Source organism: Actinomadura sp. J1-007 (assembly GCF_009793335.1).
In the GTDB taxonomy this organism is placed as follows: domain Bacteria; phylum Actinomycetota; class Actinomycetes; order Streptosporangiales; family Streptosporangiaceae; genus Spirillospora; species Spirillospora yumaensis.
In genome coordinates, this window is record NZ_WING01000003.1 from 972,274 (window position 1) to 989,729 (window position 17,456).

At 73.0% G+C, this 17,456-nt stretch carries 11 protein-coding genes and 2 pseudogenes; 8 read left to right on the plus strand and 5 right to left on the minus strand.

Features of this window, described 5'->3' with window-relative positions:
• Positions 1–5: 5 nt before the first annotated feature.
• The 5 genes and pseudogenes from GEV43_RS45800 to GEV43_RS45815 form a co-directional block, all read right to left on the minus strand.
• Complete coding sequence (locus GEV43_RS45800) at positions 6–1,568, minus strand: FAD-binding oxidoreductase (protein ID WP_160826820.1); 1,563 nt, start codon at positions 1,566–1,568, stop codon at positions 6–8.
• Between the two features lie 175 nt (positions 1,569–1,743).
• Positions 1,744–1,902: pseudogene (locus tag GEV43_RS53020) on the minus strand (glycerol-3-phosphate dehydrogenase C-terminal domain-containing protein); the annotation flags it as partial.
• The gene (locus tag GEV43_RS45805; protein WP_309240346.1) at positions 1,857–3,236 is read right to left on the minus strand and encodes a glycerol-3-phosphate dehydrogenase/oxidase; all 1,380 of its coding nucleotides are present in this window, start codon (positions 3,234–3,236) and stop codon (positions 1,857–1,859) included. The gene GEV43_RS45805 and the pseudogene GEV43_RS53020, both read right to left, overlap by 46 nt.
• Complete coding sequence (locus tag GEV43_RS45810) at positions 3,157–4,869, minus strand: FGGY family carbohydrate kinase (protein ID WP_160826821.1); 1,713 nt, start codon at positions 4,867–4,869, stop codon at positions 3,157–3,159. The genes GEV43_RS45805 and GEV43_RS45810 overlap by 80 nt, the downstream gene beginning before the upstream one ends.
• Before the next feature lie 39 nt (positions 4,870–4,908).
• A complete protein-coding gene (locus GEV43_RS45815; RefSeq protein WP_160826822.1) occupies positions 4,909–6,345 on the minus strand; it encodes an MFS transporter in 1,437 nt (478 codons plus the stop codon).
• Positions 6,346–6,537: 192 nt separating this feature from the next.
• On the opposite strand from GEV43_RS45815, the gene GEV43_RS45820 reads away from it, so the two are divergent.
• The 8 genes and pseudogenes from GEV43_RS45820 to GEV43_RS45850 all read left to right on the plus strand — a co-directional run bounded on the left by GEV43_RS45820 (position 6,538) and on the right by GEV43_RS45850 (position 17,445).
• Positions 6,538–6,831, plus strand: coding sequence for a putative quinol monooxygenase (locus tag GEV43_RS45820; protein WP_160826823.1), 294 nt, complete (start codon positions 6,538–6,540; stop codon positions 6,829–6,831).
• Between the two features lie 159 nt (positions 6,832–6,990).
• Entirely contained in the window at positions 6,991–8,034 is a 1,044-nt protein-coding gene (locus GEV43_RS45825; protein ID WP_160826824.1) for a LacI family DNA-binding transcriptional regulator, read from the plus strand.
• Between the two features lie 554 nt (positions 8,035–8,588).
• The gene (locus GEV43_RS48960; RefSeq protein ID WP_206681743.1) at positions 8,589–8,801 is read left to right on the plus strand and encodes a hypothetical protein; all 213 of its coding nucleotides are present in this window, start codon (positions 8,589–8,591) and stop codon (positions 8,799–8,801) included.
• Complete coding sequence (locus tag GEV43_RS45830; RefSeq protein WP_206681744.1) at positions 8,798–9,982, plus strand: extracellular solute-binding protein; 1,185 nt, start codon at positions 8,798–8,800, stop codon at positions 9,980–9,982. The genes GEV43_RS48960 and GEV43_RS45830 overlap by 4 nt, the downstream gene beginning before the upstream one ends.
• 188 nt (positions 9,983–10,170) lie before the next feature.
• The gene (locus GEV43_RS45835; RefSeq protein ID WP_241684537.1) at positions 10,171–11,163 is read left to right on the plus strand and encodes a carbohydrate ABC transporter permease; all 993 of its coding nucleotides are present in this window, start codon (positions 10,171–10,173) and stop codon (positions 11,161–11,163) included.
• Between the two features lie 12 nt (positions 11,164–11,175).
• On the plus strand, positions 11,176–12,153 hold the full coding sequence (locus tag GEV43_RS45840) for a carbohydrate ABC transporter permease (RefSeq protein WP_160826825.1): 978 nt from the start codon (positions 11,176–11,178) through the stop codon (positions 12,151–12,153).
• 63 nt (positions 12,154–12,216) lie between these two features.
• Positions 12,217–13,766 (plus strand): annotated as a pseudogene (locus GEV43_RS45845) (glycoside hydrolase family 13 protein).
• 226 nt (positions 13,767–13,992) lie between these two features.
• A complete protein-coding gene (locus tag GEV43_RS45850; RefSeq protein ID WP_206681745.1) occupies positions 13,993–17,445 on the plus strand; it encodes a discoidin domain-containing protein in 3,453 nt (1,150 codons plus the stop codon).
• Positions 17,446–17,456: the final 11 nt, after the last annotated feature.

The window sequence follows — 17,456 nt, forward strand, 5'->3', positions numbered from 1 at the left end:
CACGCTCAGTTCCGCCCGGTGACGCCGGTCCCGAAGGGGGACGGCAGGCCGAGCTTGCCCGGGTTCATGATGCCGTCCGGGTCGAGGGCGCGCTTGACCGCGGCGAGGGTCTCGAACCCGCTGCCGAGCGCGTCCGGCAGGTACGGCGAGCGCAGCAGCCCGATCCCGTGGTGGTGGCTGATCGCCGCGCCGTGCTCGATGAGCACCCGGTTGGCGGCGTCCCACGCGGCCCGGTACCACTCGCCGCGGCGGGACCGGTCCACCTCGCCGCGCAGCGAGAAGTACAGGCAGGCCCCGTCGGTGTAGGCGTGCGACTGGTGCGCCGAGACCCGCAGCGTTCCCGGGACCGCCTGGACGGCCGCGACCACCTCGTCGTAGAGGCGCGAGAGCGACGACCACGGCCCGGCGACCTCGCAGGTGTCGGCGACGAAGCCGGGGCCCTTGGCGAACCCGTCGCCGGACTTGCCGACCAGCATCCGCTCGTCCAGCCAGCGGGCGAGGACCGCGTCGCCGTCGAGGGTCGCCTTGGCCCGCGGCGCGCAGACGTCCTCGGTGACGGCCATCACGGCGTCCACCAGCAGCGGGTCGCCCTCGTCGGCGATGAGCAGCAGGTTGGTGTCCGGCTCGCCGAAGTGGGTGCCGCTCTCGTGCGCGTCGTACAGCCGCAGCACCGCGGGGGTCGCGCCCCGTTGCAGGATCTCCCGGCAGGCGTCCAGGCCCTCGGCGAACGTGGCGAAGCCGTAGGCCAGGCCCTTGGCGTACTCGGGCAGCCGGTGCACCCGCAGCCGCAGCCGGGTGATCACGCCGAGGGTGCCCTCCGAGCCGATGAGGAGCTGGCGCAGGTCCGGGCCGACCGCGGCGCGGGGGTAGGTGCCGTAGCTCGCGGTGCTGCCGTCGGCCAGGACGGCGTCCAGCCCGACGACCATGTCCTCGATCTTGCCGTACCGGGTGGAGAGCTGGCCCGCGCCCCGGCAGGCCGCCCAGCCGCCGACCGTGGAGATCGCGAACGCCGACGGCCAGTGCCCGGTGGTGACGCCGTACTCCTCCTGGAGCCGCTTCTCCAGCAGGTCCCCGAACATGCCCGCCTGAACTTCGACGATCATCGACTCGGCGTCGAAGGACAGGATCCGGTCGAGGCGGCACACGTCCAGGACGACCCCGCCGAACACCGGCAGCGCCGCCCCGAGGACGTTGCTGCGGCCGGCCGAGACCGTCAGCGGCAGGCCGTGCGCGCGGCAGATCCGGACGACGGCGGCGACCTGCTCCTCGTCGGCCGCCTCCACGACGACCGCGTCGGGGGTGGCCGGGCGGCCGTCGGTCTCGGGGATGGACGTGCCGGCCCACCAGTCGCGGGTGCGCCGCACGACCTCGTCGCGCTCGGTGTGCACCGCGGCGGCGGCCTCGCGCAGCTCGGCCAGCGCCGCTTCCGGCACCTGGACCGGCGCGTCCTGGAGGGCGGCGGCCCCCGCGCCGGGCGGGCAGTCCGCGGCCCACCGCGGCGGGGTGGGCGCGCCCACCACGTAGTCGCCCCGGTTGAACGGGTGGGTGATGGTCTGCCTGCTGATCACGAAAGTCCCTCCATCAGTACGGTCTTCTCGCGGTCGATGCCCGCGAGGTAGTCGTCGATCTGCTGCGCGACCTCCTGGTCGGGCAGGCCGAGCTCCCGCTGGAGCAGCCGTCCCACCTCGGGGCCGCCTTCAGCGACAGGTCCCGGGCGAACAGCCGCATCCGCGTGCGCCGCGACAGCACGTCGTCCACCGTCCGGGCCAGCTCGCAGCGGGCCGCGTAGACCACCTCGGCCCGCAGGTGGTCGGTGCCCTCCACGATCGGCTCGGCCAGGTCCGGGTCCGCGGCGATCAGCTCGGTGACGAAGCGGGCCTCGGTGCCGTACCGCTCGCCCAGGTGCGCGCCGGCGCCCCGGTGGCGCCGGTCGCCTCGGTGTCGTACCCGGCGGCGCCGAGCAGCGGCAGCCGCGCGGTGCGGCAGCGCGCCTTGCGGCCGAGCACCTTCAGCGCCTCGTCGACGACCAGCTCGCCCATGTGGCGGCTGGTGGTGAGCTTGCCCCCGGTGATGGTGACCAGCCCGTTCGGGTCGGTCCACACGTGGTGGTCGCGGCTCATGTCGAGGGTGGCGCCCTGCTTGCCGCCGACCAGGGGCCGCAGCCCCGCGATCGAGCCGACCACGTCCGCGGCCGACAGGTCGGCGTCGAACGCGGTGTTGGCCCCGTCGAGGAGGTACTCCATCTCCTCCCGGGTGCACAGCACCTCGTCCAGCGGGCCGTCGTAGTCGGTGTCGGTCGTTCCGACGACGACCACGTCGCCCCAGCGGGTGCAGGTGGCGCGCCGGGCCCGCCCGGGAACGGGCACGGTCACGGTGCCGTCGATGGGCAGCCGGGTCCAGGGCACCACGATGTGCACGCCCTTGGCGGGGCGGATCCTCGGCCGGTGGCCGGAGTCGGAGAGCGCGCCGAGCGAGTCGGCCCAGACCCCCGTGGCGTTGATCACCACTCCGGCGCGGACGTCCACCGAGCGGTCGCCGACCTCGACGGTCGCGCCGCGCACCCGGCCGCGCTCCCGGATCAGGCCGCGGCAGGCGGCGCCGTTCAGCACGGTCGCGCCGAAGTGCGCGGCGGTCCTGGCCAGGGTCAGCGTCAGGCGCGCGTCGTCGGTGCGGCTGTCGTAGTACAGCAGGCCGCCGGTGAGCCGGTCGGCGCGCAGCCGCGGCGCCCGGACCAGGACCTCCGGCACCGTGAGCCGCTGGTGCAGCCTGCCGATGCGCCATCCCCCGGCCAGGTCGTAGGTCCACAGCAGCCCCTCGAACGCCTTGACGACGCGCGGGTCCAGGACCCCGTCCTGGGAGAGCACGGGGAAGACGAACGGGAGCCGCTGCACCAAGTGCGGCGCGTTGCGGCGCAGGCGCTGGCGCTCCAGCAGCGAGCGCCGCACGAGCGGCAGGTTGCCCTGCTCGATGTACCGCAGGCCGCCGTGCACCATCTTCGAGGACTTGGAGGACGTGCCGGAGGCGAAGTCGTCGCGTTCGACCAGCGCGACCGACAGGCCGCGGCTCGCCGCGTCCAGCGCCGTGTAGCAGCCGGTCACGCCGCCCCCGACGACGAGCACGTCGAACGTGTGGGACGCGAGCCGTTCGACCTGCTCGTCACGGTCGAGGGTCAGGGGGGTGCGGCGGATCGTGTTCCTGGTCTCGGACCTGGCCTTGCGTTCGGGAAGTCGGATCACGGCTTCGTCTCCTCCGGTGAGTCGTTTCGGTGTCCCCCGGGCCCGCCGGGAGCGTCGGGCGGGCCGTCGGGGGTGGGGTTCGCGGCGGTGCGGCGGGAGCCGCCAGGTGCCGGGCCAGCAGGTCGCGCCACTGCGCGCGGGCCTCCAGGCGCCGGCTTTCGGGGAGCGCGGGCTCGAAGACGGGCGCGTCGGCCAGCCCGGTCACCGCCGCGGGCAGGTCCGGCCAGAGCCCGGCCCGTACGCCGCCGAGGTAGGCGGTGCCCCGCAGGCTCGCGGTCTGGTGGTCGCGGGCGCGCCGTACGGGCCGTCCGATCAGGTCGGCCTGGCTGGACATGAGGACGTCGCTGGTGGACAGGCCGCCGCCGCACACCAGGTCGCCGACCGGCGCGCCCATGGCCCGCTCCACGCCCTCCAGCAGGTCGCACACCGAGTGCGCGAAACCCTCCAGGATGCCGCGCGCCAGTTCGGCGCGGGTGGTGGACAGGCTCAGCCCGGTGAGGACGCCGGTGGCCTCGGGCACCCAGTCCGGGGTGCGCAGCCCGGCCAGCGCGGGCACGAACGTCACCCGCGTCGGGCCGGTGTGCTCGGCGGCCAGCGCGGCCAGCTGGCCGGGCGAGTCGAACAGGCCGATCTCCTCGCACAGCCAGCGCATCGCCGAACCGGTCGTCGCCGCGTACCCCTCCAGGCTGAACACCGGCACGCCCCGGCTCCGCCAGCCGACCAGCGTCAGCACCCCGGGCACGCCGGGGCGGCCCTCGGGTCGGGCGCCCGCCACGGCGTCCAGGAACGTTCCCGTCCCGTGGACGCACATGCCCTGGCCGGGCCGGTGGGCGCCGAGCGCGATCATCGCCGCGTGCTGGTCGCCCATCACCGACAGGATCGGCAGCCGGACGCCGAGGACCGACGGGTCGGTCTCGCCGAAGTCGCCGTCCTCGTCGACGATCCGCGGCAGCACGTCCTTGGGGCAGCCGAGGAACTCCACCCAGGGCAGGTGCCAGTCGCCGGTGCGCAGGTCGTACGCGCCCGCCGCCACGGCGTTCGTCGCCGCGATGACGTGGCGCGCCCCCGCGGTGAGCTTCCAGACCAGCCAGGTGTCGATCGAGCCGAACGCGGCGCGGCCCAGGTCGTGGGCCCGCGCGGCGGGACCGTCCCGGCCGAGCTCCTCCGCCGCCCACAGCAGCGGCGCCCGGGACCCGACCGGCCGCCCGGTGTGCTCGACGAGCCGGTCGTCCCAGTCCGGCTCCCACTCGCGCAGCCGGGCGGCGTACCGGCGGTCCTGCCAGACCACCGCCCGGCTGAGCGGCTCGCCGGTCACCGTGTCCCACAGCAGCACGGTCGCGCGCTGGGTGGAGACCGACACCCCCGTGACCTCCACCCCGTGCGCGGCGGCCCAGTCCAGGGCCTGTCGGCTGACGGCGACCGTCTTCTCCCAGATCTCCGCGGCGTCCTGCTCGACGCGCAGGTGGTCGGGTGAACGGACCGAGATCGGCGAGTACGCGGCGCCGGCCGTGCCGCCGTCGTCCAGGACGACGGCCGCGCGGGTCCCCGTCGTCCCCTCGTCGATGCTCAGCACGCCTCGGCGGGGCCGCGCCCCCGTGGGGGCGCCGGCGGGCGCGGTCGTAGGCGCTCTCATGGGCGAACGTCCCTTCTGTGTGCCGGGCCGTGCCGGCGGTCAGGCCGAGACCGGGCGGCGCGGGCGCGGGCCGACGGTCTCCTGCTCCAGGTTCACTTCGGCGCGGGTCGGGTCCCACTTGATCAGCGCGCACGTGACCAGGCCCGCCAGCGGCACCACCGCGAGGACCATGAGGCTGTTGCCGACGCCGATGCCCGACTGGAGCTGGGGGAACAGGTACAGGCCCGCGACCGAGCCGAGGCTGCCGAGCATCCCGGTCACGCCGGTGCCGAGCGTGCGGATGTCGCTGCGGTACGACAGCGCGGCGATCGACTTGCCGTTGGCGCCGGGGCCCGCCGAGTGGCAGAAGATGAACAGCACCGGCAGCAGCGCGGCCAGCGCGATCGGCAGGTCCCGGAACGTCGCGCCCATGACCAGCAGCACGACGAACACCACCGCGTACCCCGCCATCGAGCTGAGCCGCAGGCCGATCCGGCGGCCGAAGTACGCCGACAGGCAGCCGCCGACGATCCCGACCGCGTTGAACGCCATCGAGCCCGCGGTCGCCTTCTCGAACCGTTCGCCGAACAGCTCCAGGGTGATCACCGGCAGGTACCAGCCCACCGCGAAGTACTGCATCGACTGGGTCAGCGAGATCGCGGTCGACAGCACGGTCCGGGGCAGGTAGGCGCCGCGGAACAGCACGCCCGCCTCCCGCAGCCCGATCTGCCGCCCGTCCCGCGCGGCCTGCGCCTCCCCCACCGGGCCCGCCTCGGCGCGCAGCCCGTACAGGCGCCGCAGGTTCGCGACCGCCTCGGCCAGGCGGCCCTTGGACGCCAGCCAGGTCGGGCTCTCCACCAGGAACGCCATCTGGAGCAGCAGCAGGACCAGCGCGAACGCGGCGGAGGAGCCGACGGACCAGCGCCAGATGTCGGTGCCCGCGTCGAGCTTGTAGAACACCAGCGTGAGCAGCAGGTTGGTCGTCGTCGCGGTGTACCAGACGCCCTGCCAGAAGTTCAGCCGGCCCTTCAGCGACGCCGGGGTGTACTCCGCCAGCAGGGCCATCGCCACGGCGAAGTCGATGCCGTAGGCGATGCCCACCAGCCCGCGCCCGGCGAAGACCGTGAAGAAGTCGGATCCGGCGGCGGTCAGCAGCGCGCCGACCCCGAACACGACCTTGGTCGCCAGCAGCGGCTTGACCCGGCCGATCCGCGCGGCCAGCCAGCCCCCGAAGGGGTTGGAGACGATCGCGATCGCCGGGGCGAGCGCGGTGAGCACGCTGACCTGCGTCGGCGACAGGTCGAGCTGCTTGACCATGGGCGACAGGCCCGCTCCGAGCGCCGCGTTGGAGTAGGCGTCCAGGAACAGTCCCGCCAGGGCCAGGAACCAGATCCCGTTGGCCCGGCCGGTCAGGCGTTTGAGGGTGTCGATGAGGTCGGCCGCGTCTCCCGCTCCGCGGATGACCGCCGGTGTCGTGCTCGCAGGGCCGTCGTTCATGCCCGCCGCCTTTCGGGGTGTGGAAACCCTTGCCAGCGGTCCGGGAATGACTGAAGGCACAGACGAAGACCACTGACAGGGATGTCTTCGTCTGTGCCTGCCGGTTGACGGGAGATTAAGCGCACCCAACCGGTGTGTCAAGCAACACACCAGAGATGCCCGTACGCGCTGTTGGTCCTAAAGTCGCAGGTTATGACCTATGTCGTAATGGCCGAGTGGACCGCGCTCGACGGCGAGGAGTCCGCGGTGGCCGAGACCCTCCGCGTCCTGACGCCGCTCTCCCGCGCAGAGCCGGGCAACCTCACCTACCGCGCGCACGTCTCCGACAGCGACCCGCGGCGCTTCCTGATCTACGAGGAGTACGTGGACGCCGCGGCCTTCGAGGCCCACCGCGCCTCGCCGCACTTCCAGGAGCACGTGGTCGGCGACTGCCTGGCCCGCCTCGCCTCCCGGGAGATCACCGTCTACCGCCCCTTGGCCGACTGACCGCGGCGAGCCCCTGGGGGACGGCCCGTTCCGCGGGACGTGCGGCTGACCAGCGGCTTTGCGCGGCTTGCGCAAGGGCGGCATCGCGATGTCCGGTCGTTGAGCTAGTTGATCTCCTTTTCGCAAGCGGCTTGCGCGATGACGTCGTATACTTGCGCGATGGGTCAGGCGAGCGGTGAGTCGGCGAAGACGCGGCGGTTGGCGGAGGTCGCCAAGAAGGTCGGGGTCAGCGAGGCCACGGTCAGCCGGGTGCTGAACGAGCGGCCGGGGGTCTCGGACGCCACCCGGGCGGCCGTGCTGACGGCCCTCGACGTCCTCGGGTACGAGCGGCCGACGCAGCTGCGCGGCGAGCGGGCCCGCCTGGTCGGGCTCGTCCTCCCCGAGCTCGGCAACCCGATCTTCCCGGCGCTCGCCGAGGTGATCGGCGGCGCGCTGGCCCAGCGCGGGTTCACGCCCGTGCTGTGCACGCGGACGGCCGGCGGGCTGTCGGAGGCCGACTACGTCGACATGCTGGTCGACCAGCACGTGTCCGGCATGGTGTTCGCGGGCGGGCACTACGCCGAGGCCGACTCTCCGCACGAGCACTACGTCCGCCTCATGGAGCTCGGCCTGCCCGTGGTGCTGGTGAACGCGGCGGTCCCCGAGCTGGCGTTCCCGCAGGTGTCCACCGACGACGCGGTGGCCGTCGAGCAGGCGTTCACCCATCTGACGTCGCTCGGGCACGAGCGCATCGCCCTGCTGCTGGGGCCGGAGGACCACATCCCGTCGCAGCGCAAGCTGGCCGCGTTCAAGGCGGCCTCGGCGGCGCGCGGGCTGGAGGTGCCGGACGGCGCGGTGCGGCACGCCATGTTCTCGCTGGAGGGCGGCCACTCGGTCACCTCGCGGATCATCGAGGCGGGCCACACCGCCGTGATCTGCGCCAGCGACGTGCTCGCGCTGGGCGCGATCCGCGCCGTCCGCCGCGCCGGACTGTCGGCCCCGGAGGACCTGTCGGTCGTGGGGTTCGACGACTCGGCGTTTATCAACTGCACGCACCCCCCGCTGACGACCGTCCGCCAGCCGATCGAGGCGATGGGCCGCGCCGCCGTGACCATGCTGGTCAACCAGATGGAGCGCGGATCGGTGCCCGCCGAGGAACTGCTCTACGAGCCCGAACTGGTCGTCCGCGGCTCAACCGCCCCCGCCCGCACCACCACCCCCTAACGGCGCCACCCCCGACCCCCGCCCCACGGCCCCACCCCCACCCCCACCCCCACCCCCTCCACCCCGCGCCCGCGCCCGCGCCCGCGCAGGGAACGTCGAGCCTCCGCCGCGCGCCCCCGTGCGCCCCCCGCACGTCCCGCCGCGCACCCCGCCGCGCACCCCGCCGCGCGCCCCGCCGCGCGCCCCGCCGTGCGCCCCGCCGTGCGCCCCATCGCACGCCCGCCGTACGCCCCACCACACGTCCCGCCGTACGTTTCGCCGCGCCTCGCCGCGCCCTCGCTGCGCGGGGGACGCGGGGTCTTTCCCGCGTTCGTCGGTGATCGGCCGGTGCGGGCGTCGAACGGGTCGCGGGTGGCCGGATTCCGTCACCTGATCGCCGGGGTTCGGTGTCGGTGGAGCCGCGCGGGCCGGGGGTGCTGGCCGTCTACCTGCGGGTTTTCGGGCCGCCCGATCATGCAACGGGCTGTCGTGAATTTGTGGTTTTCTGCTCGACTCTTGCCATGTGATGTACGTCTCTGTATGTTCCTCGCAACCGCCCTCCGGGAGGAACGCCCATGAGACTCCGTCATCTCGCCGTCCTGCTGTCGGCCGCGCTCACCCTGTCGGGGACGACGGCCGCGTGCGGCGCCAAGTCCAGCCGGGACAGCGGCTCCGGCAAGGCCGGCTCCGCCGGGCCGCTCGATCCGAACACCAAGGTGACGATCACGGTCGGCTGCCAGCCCCGAAGACCGCCAAGGCCGAACGCGCCGCGTGGGACGCCGACGTGAAGGCGTTCCAGGCTCGGTACCCGAACATCACGATCGTCAGCAGGGACGCGTTCCCCTGCATCGTCCCGGAGACCTTCCAGGCCAAGCTCGCCGGCGGCCAGATGGAGGACGTGTTCTACGTCTACTACACCGACACGCAGAACATCATCAGGAACCGGCAAGCCGCCGACATCACGCCGTACCTGGGCGGCGTCAAGCGGCTCAAGGACATCAACCCGCCCTACCTCCAGGCGTTCAAGGACGCCAAGGGCCGCGTCTACGGGCTGCCGCGCAAGGCCTACACCACCGGGCTGGTCTACAACCGCAAGCTGTTCGCGCGGGCGGGCCTCGACCCCGACCAGCCGCCGAAGACGTGGGCGCAGGTACGGGAGGCCGCGAAGAAGATCGCCGCGCTCGGTCCCGGCCACGTCGGCTACGGCGAGTACAGCGCGGGCGGCAACGGCGGGTGGCACTTCACCTCCGAGCTGTACGGGCGCGGCGGCGACGTGGTGACGCCGGACGGCAGGAAGGCCGCGTTCAACGGGCCCGCCGGACGGGCCGTCCTCCAGAACCTCAAGGACATGCGCTGGACCGACGACAGCATGGGCGCCAAGCAGCTCCACCGCTGGGAGGACCTCATGCGGCTGATGGGCGGCGGCAGGCTCGGCATGATGGTCGGCGCGCCGGACGTCGCCGTGGAGGCCGCGCTCAACTTCGGCGCGAAGATCGAGGACATCGGCGCGGCGCCGCTGCCGGAGGCGCCGGCGTCCCTGCTGGGCGGCGACGGCTACATGATCAACCCCAAGGCCGGGCCGGACCGGATCAAGGCCGCGCTGCTCTGGCTGGACTTCCGCAACCTCACGCCCGGCCAGGGGCAGTTCGACCACCGGCAGCTCAAGTCGCTCGGCCGCCCGGTCGGCGTGCCCGAGAACATCCTGTGGGGTTCGGGCGCCGGGGCCGCGCGGGAGGACCGCGAGCTGCGCAGGCGGTACGCGACGGTGCCGGTCGAGCACTTCGCGCCGTACGAGGACGGGTCGGCGAACGTGCGCCCGAAGACCGAGCCGCCGAACGCACAGGCCGTCTACGCCGTCCTCGACGGCCCCATGTCGGCCGTGCTGACCAGGCGGGACGCCGACATCGGCCGGTTGCTGTCCGAGGCGGAGAAGAAGGTCAACGCCGTGCTCGCCCGTACCGGCGGCTGAGGCCGCGGGCGGCCGGGGGCGGCCGGCCCGCGGGACGGCGGGCGCCCCCGGCCGCGCGGACCGCGCACGCGACGGCACACTCCCGCGGCTCCCGGCGCGGGCGGACGAAGGCGGACGAGGCGGCCCCGGTCGCGGACGAGCGACCCGGGCACGGCGACGGCGGCTCCGGGCCGCGGACAAGGACGATCATGACGATGCTGGAGAGCACGCCGCGCGGCGGTGACCGCCGCGCGGCCCGCGGCGGGCGCGCCCGCGGTCCCGGCGGCGGACGGCACGGTCGGGGCGGGCGGTCCGGCCGGTCCCGCGGCGCGCGGCTCGGGCCGGCGGCGCGGCGGAACATCAGCGCCTACGGGTTCCTGAGCGGGGCCCTGGTCTGCTTCGCGTTCTTCTCCTGGTACCCGATGATCCGCGAGTTCGTGCTGAGCTTCCAGCGCAACAACTTCGTGGACGCGCCGGTCTGGGTCGGCCTGGACAACTTCCGGACGGTGCTCCAGGACCCCGCGTTCCACGCCGCCTGGGTCAACACCGTGGCGTTCACGCTGCTAGCGCTGGTGTTCGGCTACCTGGTCCCGTTCGCGATCGCGCTGGTGCTGAACGAGCTGAGGCACGCCCGCGCCTACCTCAGGTTCGTGGTGTACCTGCCGGTGATGCTGCCGCCGGCGGTGTCGGTGCTGCTGTTCAAATGGTTCTACGATCCGGGCCCGGGGCTGTTCAACCAGGTCCTGCGGCTGGCGCACCTGCCAGCGCTGAGCTGGCTCGACTCGACCGGCACCGCGCTGCTCTCGCTGGTGATCGTGACCACCTGGATGAACCTGGGCACCGGCACGCTGATCTACCTGGCCGCGCTCCAGACCGTCCCGGGCGAGCTGTACGAGGCGGCGGAGCTGGACGGCGCGGGCGCGCTGCGCCGGGTGTGGCACGTCACGATCCCGCAGACCCGGCTGATCCTGCTGGTGATGCTGCTGCTCCAGATCATCGCGACGATGCAGGTGTTCATCGAGCCGTACCTGCTCACCGGCGGCGGCCCGGAGGACGCGACGATCAGCGTCGTCTACCTGATGTACCGGTACGCGTTCAGCTACGGCAACTTCGGCGGCGGCAGCGCCCTCGGCCTGATGCTCATGCTCGTCCTCATCGTCTTCTCCGCCGCGTACCTGCGCCTGTCGCGCGACAACACCTAAGGGGACGCCACGATGTCCACCAACCTCACCGCCTCGCCGCGCCCGCCCGCCTCCCCCCTCGCCCCGGCGACCCGGCGGGAACGGCGGCGGCGCGGGCGGGGCGGGCGCTTCACGTCCGAGCAGCGCACGATCATCTCCTCGCACCAGCTCAACTCCCGGTGGGGCCGCCGGATCTACTGGGCGGTCCTGGCGGCGACGGTCGTCGGGTTCACCGCGGTGTTCGTGTTCCCGCTGTACTGGATGGTCACCGGGGCCATGAAGACCGGCCCGGAGTTCGCGCGGATCCCGCCCACGTACGTGCCGTCGCGGTTCTCCCTGGACGGCTACCGGGACGCGTGGCGGTTGATGAACCTGGACCGGTTCATGCTGAACACGCTCCAGTACGCGGTGGGGGCGTGGGCGTTCGCGCTGGCGTTCGACGTGGGCGCGGCGTACGCGCTGTCGAAGCTGCGCCCGCTGTTCGGCAACGTGATCCTGCTGATGATGCTGGCGACGCTGATGATCCCGCCGACGGTGCTGCTGCTGCCGACGTACCTGACGGTCAAGGACGTGCCGATCGTCCGGCTGGACCTGCTGAACACGCCGTGGGCGATCTGGCTGCCCGCGGTCGCCAACGGGTTCAACATCTTCCTGCTGAAGCGCTTCTTCGACTCGATCCCCACCGAACTGCTGGAGGCGGCGCAGATCGACGGGGCCTCGCCGTGGCGGATCCTGCGCTCGATCGTGCTGCCGGTGTCGCGGCCGATCCTCGGCGTGGTGTCGATCTTCACGGTGGTGAACGTGTGGCGCGACTTCGCCTGGCCGCTGCTCGCGCTCCAGGACCCGGAGAAGATGACGATCAGCGTCGGGATCGCCTCGCTGCGGGCCAACATGCCGCAGACCACGATGACCGCCGCACTGGTGATCGCCAGCCTGCCCACGATCGTCGTGTTCTTCGTCTTCCAGCGGCACATCATGGCGGGCCTGACCGCGGGCGGCCTCAAAGGCTGATCCGGGCGGACCGCCCTGCCGCTTCGTTCGTTCCCACCCGTTACGCAGGAGGAGTGCCGCAGCATGCCTGAACCATGGTGGCGGAGTGCCGTGATCTACCAGGTCTACCCGCGCAGCTTCGCCGACGGCGACGGCGACGGCGTCGGGGACCTGGCGGGCCTCCGCTCCCGCCTGCCGTACCTGGCGGAGCTCGGGGTCGACGCCGTCTGGATGAACCCGTGGTACCCGTCGCCGATGGCCGACGGCGGCTACGACGTGGCCGACTACCGCGACATCGACCCCGTCTTCGGCACCCTCGGGGAGGCCGAGGCGTTCATCGGCGAGGCGCACGCGCTCGGCATCCGGGTCGTCGTGGACGTGGTGCCCAACCACACCTCCGACCGGAGCGCCTGGTTCCGCGCGGCGCTGGCCGCGGGGCCGGGCTCGCCCGAGCGCGCCCGGTTCTGGTTCCGGCGCGGCGCGGCGCCGGGCGAGCCGCCGAACGACTGGCAGTCGATCTTCGGCGGCCCGGCGTGGACGCGGGTGCCGGACGGCGAGTGGTACCTGCACCTGTTCGCCGCCGAGCAGCCCGACTTCAACTGGACGCATCCCGACGTGCACGCCGAGTTCCTGGACGTGCTGCGGTTCTGGTTCGACCGGGGGTGGACGGGGTCCGCGTCGACTCGGCCGCCGTCCTCGTCAAGGACCCGGACGCGGAGCCCGACGGCCTGGACCCCTACACCGACCGCGACGGCGTCCACGAGATCTACCGGGGCTGGCGGCGGCTCGCCGACTCCTACCCGGGCCGGATGCTGGTCGGCGAGGTGTGGCTGCCCGACCAGCTCCGCCTGGCCCGGTACCTGCGCCCGGACGAGATGCACACCGTGTTCAACTTCCCGTTCCTCGGCGCGCCGTGGGACGCCGCCGCGCTGCGCGCCGTCATCGACGACACCCTGGCGACGCTCGCGCCGGTCGGCGCCCCGGCGACCTGGGTCCTGGCGAACCACGACGTGACCCGTACGGTCACGCGCTACGGCCGCGCCGACACCTCGTTCTCGCACGACGACCGCAAGCACGGCATGCCCGTGGACCCGGCGCTCGGCCTGCGCCGCGCCCGCGCCGCCGCGCTGCTGTCGCTGGCGCTGCCGGGCAGCGCCTACGTCTACCAGGGCGAGGAGCTGGGGCTGCCCGAGGTGGAGGACCTGCCGGACGACCTGCGGCAGGACCCGATCTGGCGCCGTTCCGGCCACACCGACCGGGGGCGGGACGGCTGCCGCGTGCCGCTGCCGTGGTCGGGCGTCGAGCCGCCGTTCGGGTTCGGGTCGGCCGAGCCGTGGCTGCCGCAGCCTCCGGACTGGAAGGAGCTGACGGTGGAGGCCCAGCAGTCCGACCCGTCCTCGATGCTGTCGCTCTACCGCGCGGCCCTGCGCATCCGCGCGGCCGAGCTGGGCGACGGCGCCATGCGTTGGCTCCCGTCGGACGACGGCGTGCTCGCGTTCACCCGCGACTCCGGGCTGACCTGCGTGGTCAACCTCGGCTCCCGGCCCGTGCCGGTGTCCGGGGAGGTCCGCCTGGCCAGCGGTCCCCTGGACGGGGGCCGTCTGCCGCCCGACACGGCCGTCTGGCTGCACTGAACGATCGCCGCCCACCGTCCGGCCACGCCGGTCGACGGCTTCTGCCGCTCCTCCCAGGCAGGTGTTCCACCCCCACTCACCGACAGGGAGAAGAACCAGCGATGAGACAGAAGTACCTGCGCATCCTGCTGGCCGTGGCGATGGTCGCGACCGGCGTGCTCGGCGCGGCGGCGGCCCCGCCGCGGCGGCCCCGGCGGCCGGGGCGAACCTGGCGGCGGGCAGGTCCGTGTCCGCCAGCGGGTCCCACCGCGAGTACCCCGCCGCCAACGTCAACGACGGCGACCGGTCCACCTACTGGGAGAGCACCGGCGACGCGTTCCCCCAATGGGTCCAGGTCGACCTGGGCGCCGCGGTCGACACCGACAAGGTCGTCCTGAAGCTGCCGGCGGCGAACTGGCCGAAGCGGACGCAGACGCTGTCGGTCCAGGGCAGCACGGACGGCACCTCCTACAGCACGCTGGCCGGTTCATCGGGACGGGTGTTCGACCCGGCCTCCGGCAACACCGTGACGCTGACCTACGCCGCCACGCTCACCCGCTACCTGCGCGTCCACGTCACGGCCAACACCGGCTGGCCCGCCGCGCAACTGTCGGAGTTCGAGGTGTACGGGCCGTCCACCGGCGACCAGACCCCGCCGACCGCGCCGTCCGGCCTCGCCTTCGCCGCGCCCTCCCCCGGGCAGATCAGGCTGACGTGGAACGCGGCGTCCGACGCCGTGGGCGTCACCGCGTACGACGTGTACGCCAACGGCGCGCTCCGCGGCACCGTCGCGGGCGACGTCCTCGCCTACACCGACACGCAGCCCGCCACGGCGACCGTCTCGTACTACGTGCGGGCGCGGGACGCCGCGGGCAACGTCTCGCCCGACAGCAACGTCGTCACCCGGCAGGGCCAAGGCGGCGGGACCAACCTCGCTGCCGGGAAGCCCATCACCGCCTCGTCCCACGTGTACGACTTCGTCGCGGGCAACGCCAACGACAGCAGCACCGCGACGTACTGGGAGTCGGCCGCGGGCGCGTACCCGGCGACGCTCACCGTGAGCCTCGGCGCCAAGGCCGAGGTCTCCGCCGTCGTCGTCAAGCTGAACCCCGACGCGGCGTGGGCGACCCGTACCCAGACCATCGAGGTGCAGGGGCGGGGCAGCCCGAACGCCTCGTTCGCCACCCTCAAGCCGTCCGCCGCCTACACGTTCGCCCCGTCCACCGGGAACACCGTGACGATCCCGGTGGACGCGAACGCGGCGGAGGTGCGGCTGAAGTTCGCCGCGAACTCCGGCGCGCCCGGCGCGCAGGCCGCGGAGTTCCAAGTGCTCGGCACGCCCGCGCCGACGCCCGACCTGTCCGTCACCGACGTGTCGTGGACGCCGCCGTCCCCCATCGAGACCGACGAGATCACCCTCCGGGCCACGGTCAGGAACGGCGGGACGGGAGCGGCCGACCCGAGCCGCCTGGACTTCCTGGTCGGTGCCAAGCGGACGGCGTCCGCCCAGGTCGGCGCGCTGGAGCCCGGCGCCTCGACGACCGTGTCGGCGTCGATCGGCACCCGGGACGCCGGTTCCTACACGGTCGGCGCGACGGCCGACGCCGACGACGCCAACATCGAACTCAACGAGACCGACAACACGCGCACCGCGTCCACGAGACTGACCGTCGGGCCGGTGCCGAGCTCGGACCTGGTCGCGCAGGCCGTCACGTGGAGCCCCGGCAACCCGCAGAACGGCGACGCCGTCTCGTTCTCCGTGACGCTGCGCAACGACGGCACCCTGGCGACCGCTTCCGGGTCCCACGGCGTCACCCTCACCGTCCTGGACGACGACGGCACGGCCGTGAAGACCCTGACCGGCGCCCACACCGGCTCGCTCGCGCCGGGCGCGTCCGCCGCCCCCGTCAGCCTCGGCACGTGGACGGCGGCCAACGGCCGGTACACGGTGAAGACGGTCATCGCGGACGACGCCACCGAGGTGCCCGTCAAGCGCGCCAACAACACCGCCACGCAGGCGATGACCGTCGGACGCGGCGCGAACATGCCGTACGACATGTACGAGGCGGAGGACGGCGTGCTCGGCGGCGGCGCGTCCGTCGTCGGCCCGAACCGCACCGTCGGCGACCTCGCGGGCGAGGCGTCCGGCCGCCGCGCGGTCCGGCTCGCCGCCACCGGCGCGAGCGTCGAGTTCACGACCAGGGCCGCCACCAACACGCTCGTCACGCGCTTCTCGATCCCGGACGCGCCGGGAAGCGCCTCGCTGAACGTCTACGTGGACGGCACGTTCCTCAAGGCCATCGACCTCACGTCCCGCTACTCGTGGGTGTACGGCGACGAGGCCAATCCGAGCAACTCGCCGTCCGCGGGCGCGCCCCGGCACATCTACGACGAGGCGAGCCTGATGCTCGGCACGACCGTCCGGGCCGGCAGCAAGATCAGGTTGCAGAAGGACGCCGCCAACACCGCCGCCTCCTACGCCATCGACTTCGTCAACACCGAGCTCGCGACCGCCAAGCCGAACCCGGATCCCGCCCGCTACGCGGTGCCCGCCGGGTTCACGCACCAGAACGTCCAGGACGCGCTCGACAAGGCGCGCCAGGACCCCGGCCTGGTCGGCGTCTACCTGCCGCCGGGCGACTACCCGACCGCGCAGAAGTTCCAGGTCTACGGCAAGGCGCTCAAGGTCGTCGGCGCAGGCCCGTGGTTCACCCGGTTCCGCACGCCGCCCGAGCAGGAGAACACCGACGCCGGGTTCCGCCCGGACGCGACGGCCAACGGCTCGACGTTCTCCGGCTTCGCGTTCTTCGGCAACTACACCTCGCGCATCGACGGGCCTGGCAAGGTGTTCGACCTCACCGGCGTCCGGGACCTGACCATCGACGACATCTGGGCCGAGCACGTCGTCTGCCTGCTCTGGGGGTCCAACGTCGACGGCTCGACGATCAGGAACTCCCGCATCCGGAACACCTGGGCGGACGGCCTCAACCTCACCAACGGCAGCAGCGACAACCACGTGTCCGATATCGAGACCCGGACGACGGGCGACGACAGCTTCGCGCTGTTCCCGGCGACCGACAACCACGACGAGCAGCAGACCGGCAACGTCTACGAGAACCTCACGTCGCTGCTGACCTGGCGCGCCGCGGGCCTCGCGGTCTACGGGGGCGGCGGCAACACGTTCCGGAACATCCACATCGCCGACACCCTCGTCTACTCCGGCATCACGATCGGCACCCTGCGGTTCGGGGGCATCCCGGCCCGCGGCTTCGAGTCGACGCCGCAGACCCGCTTCGAGCACATCTCCCTGGTACGGGCGGGCGGCCACTTCTGGGGGCAGCAGACCTTCCCGGCGCTGTGGCTGTTCTCCGGCGAGTACCCGTTCCGCGGCATCCGCGTCAGCGACGTCGACATCCTCGATCCCACGTACTCGGGGATCATGTTCCAGACCAAGTACACCGGCGGGCAGCCGCTCAACCCCATCACCGACACCGTCCTGGACGACGTCAGCGTGACCGGCGCCCGCAAGAGCGGCGACGCGTTCGACGCCAAGTCCGGCTTCGGCATCTGGGTCAACGAGCTTCCCGAACCCGGCCAGGGCCCGGCCGTCGGGTCGGCGACGTTCACCGGCCTGCGCCTCCGCGACAACCACGAGGACATCCGCAACACGACCACCACGTTCACGATCAACCGGAACTGAACAGACCCGGC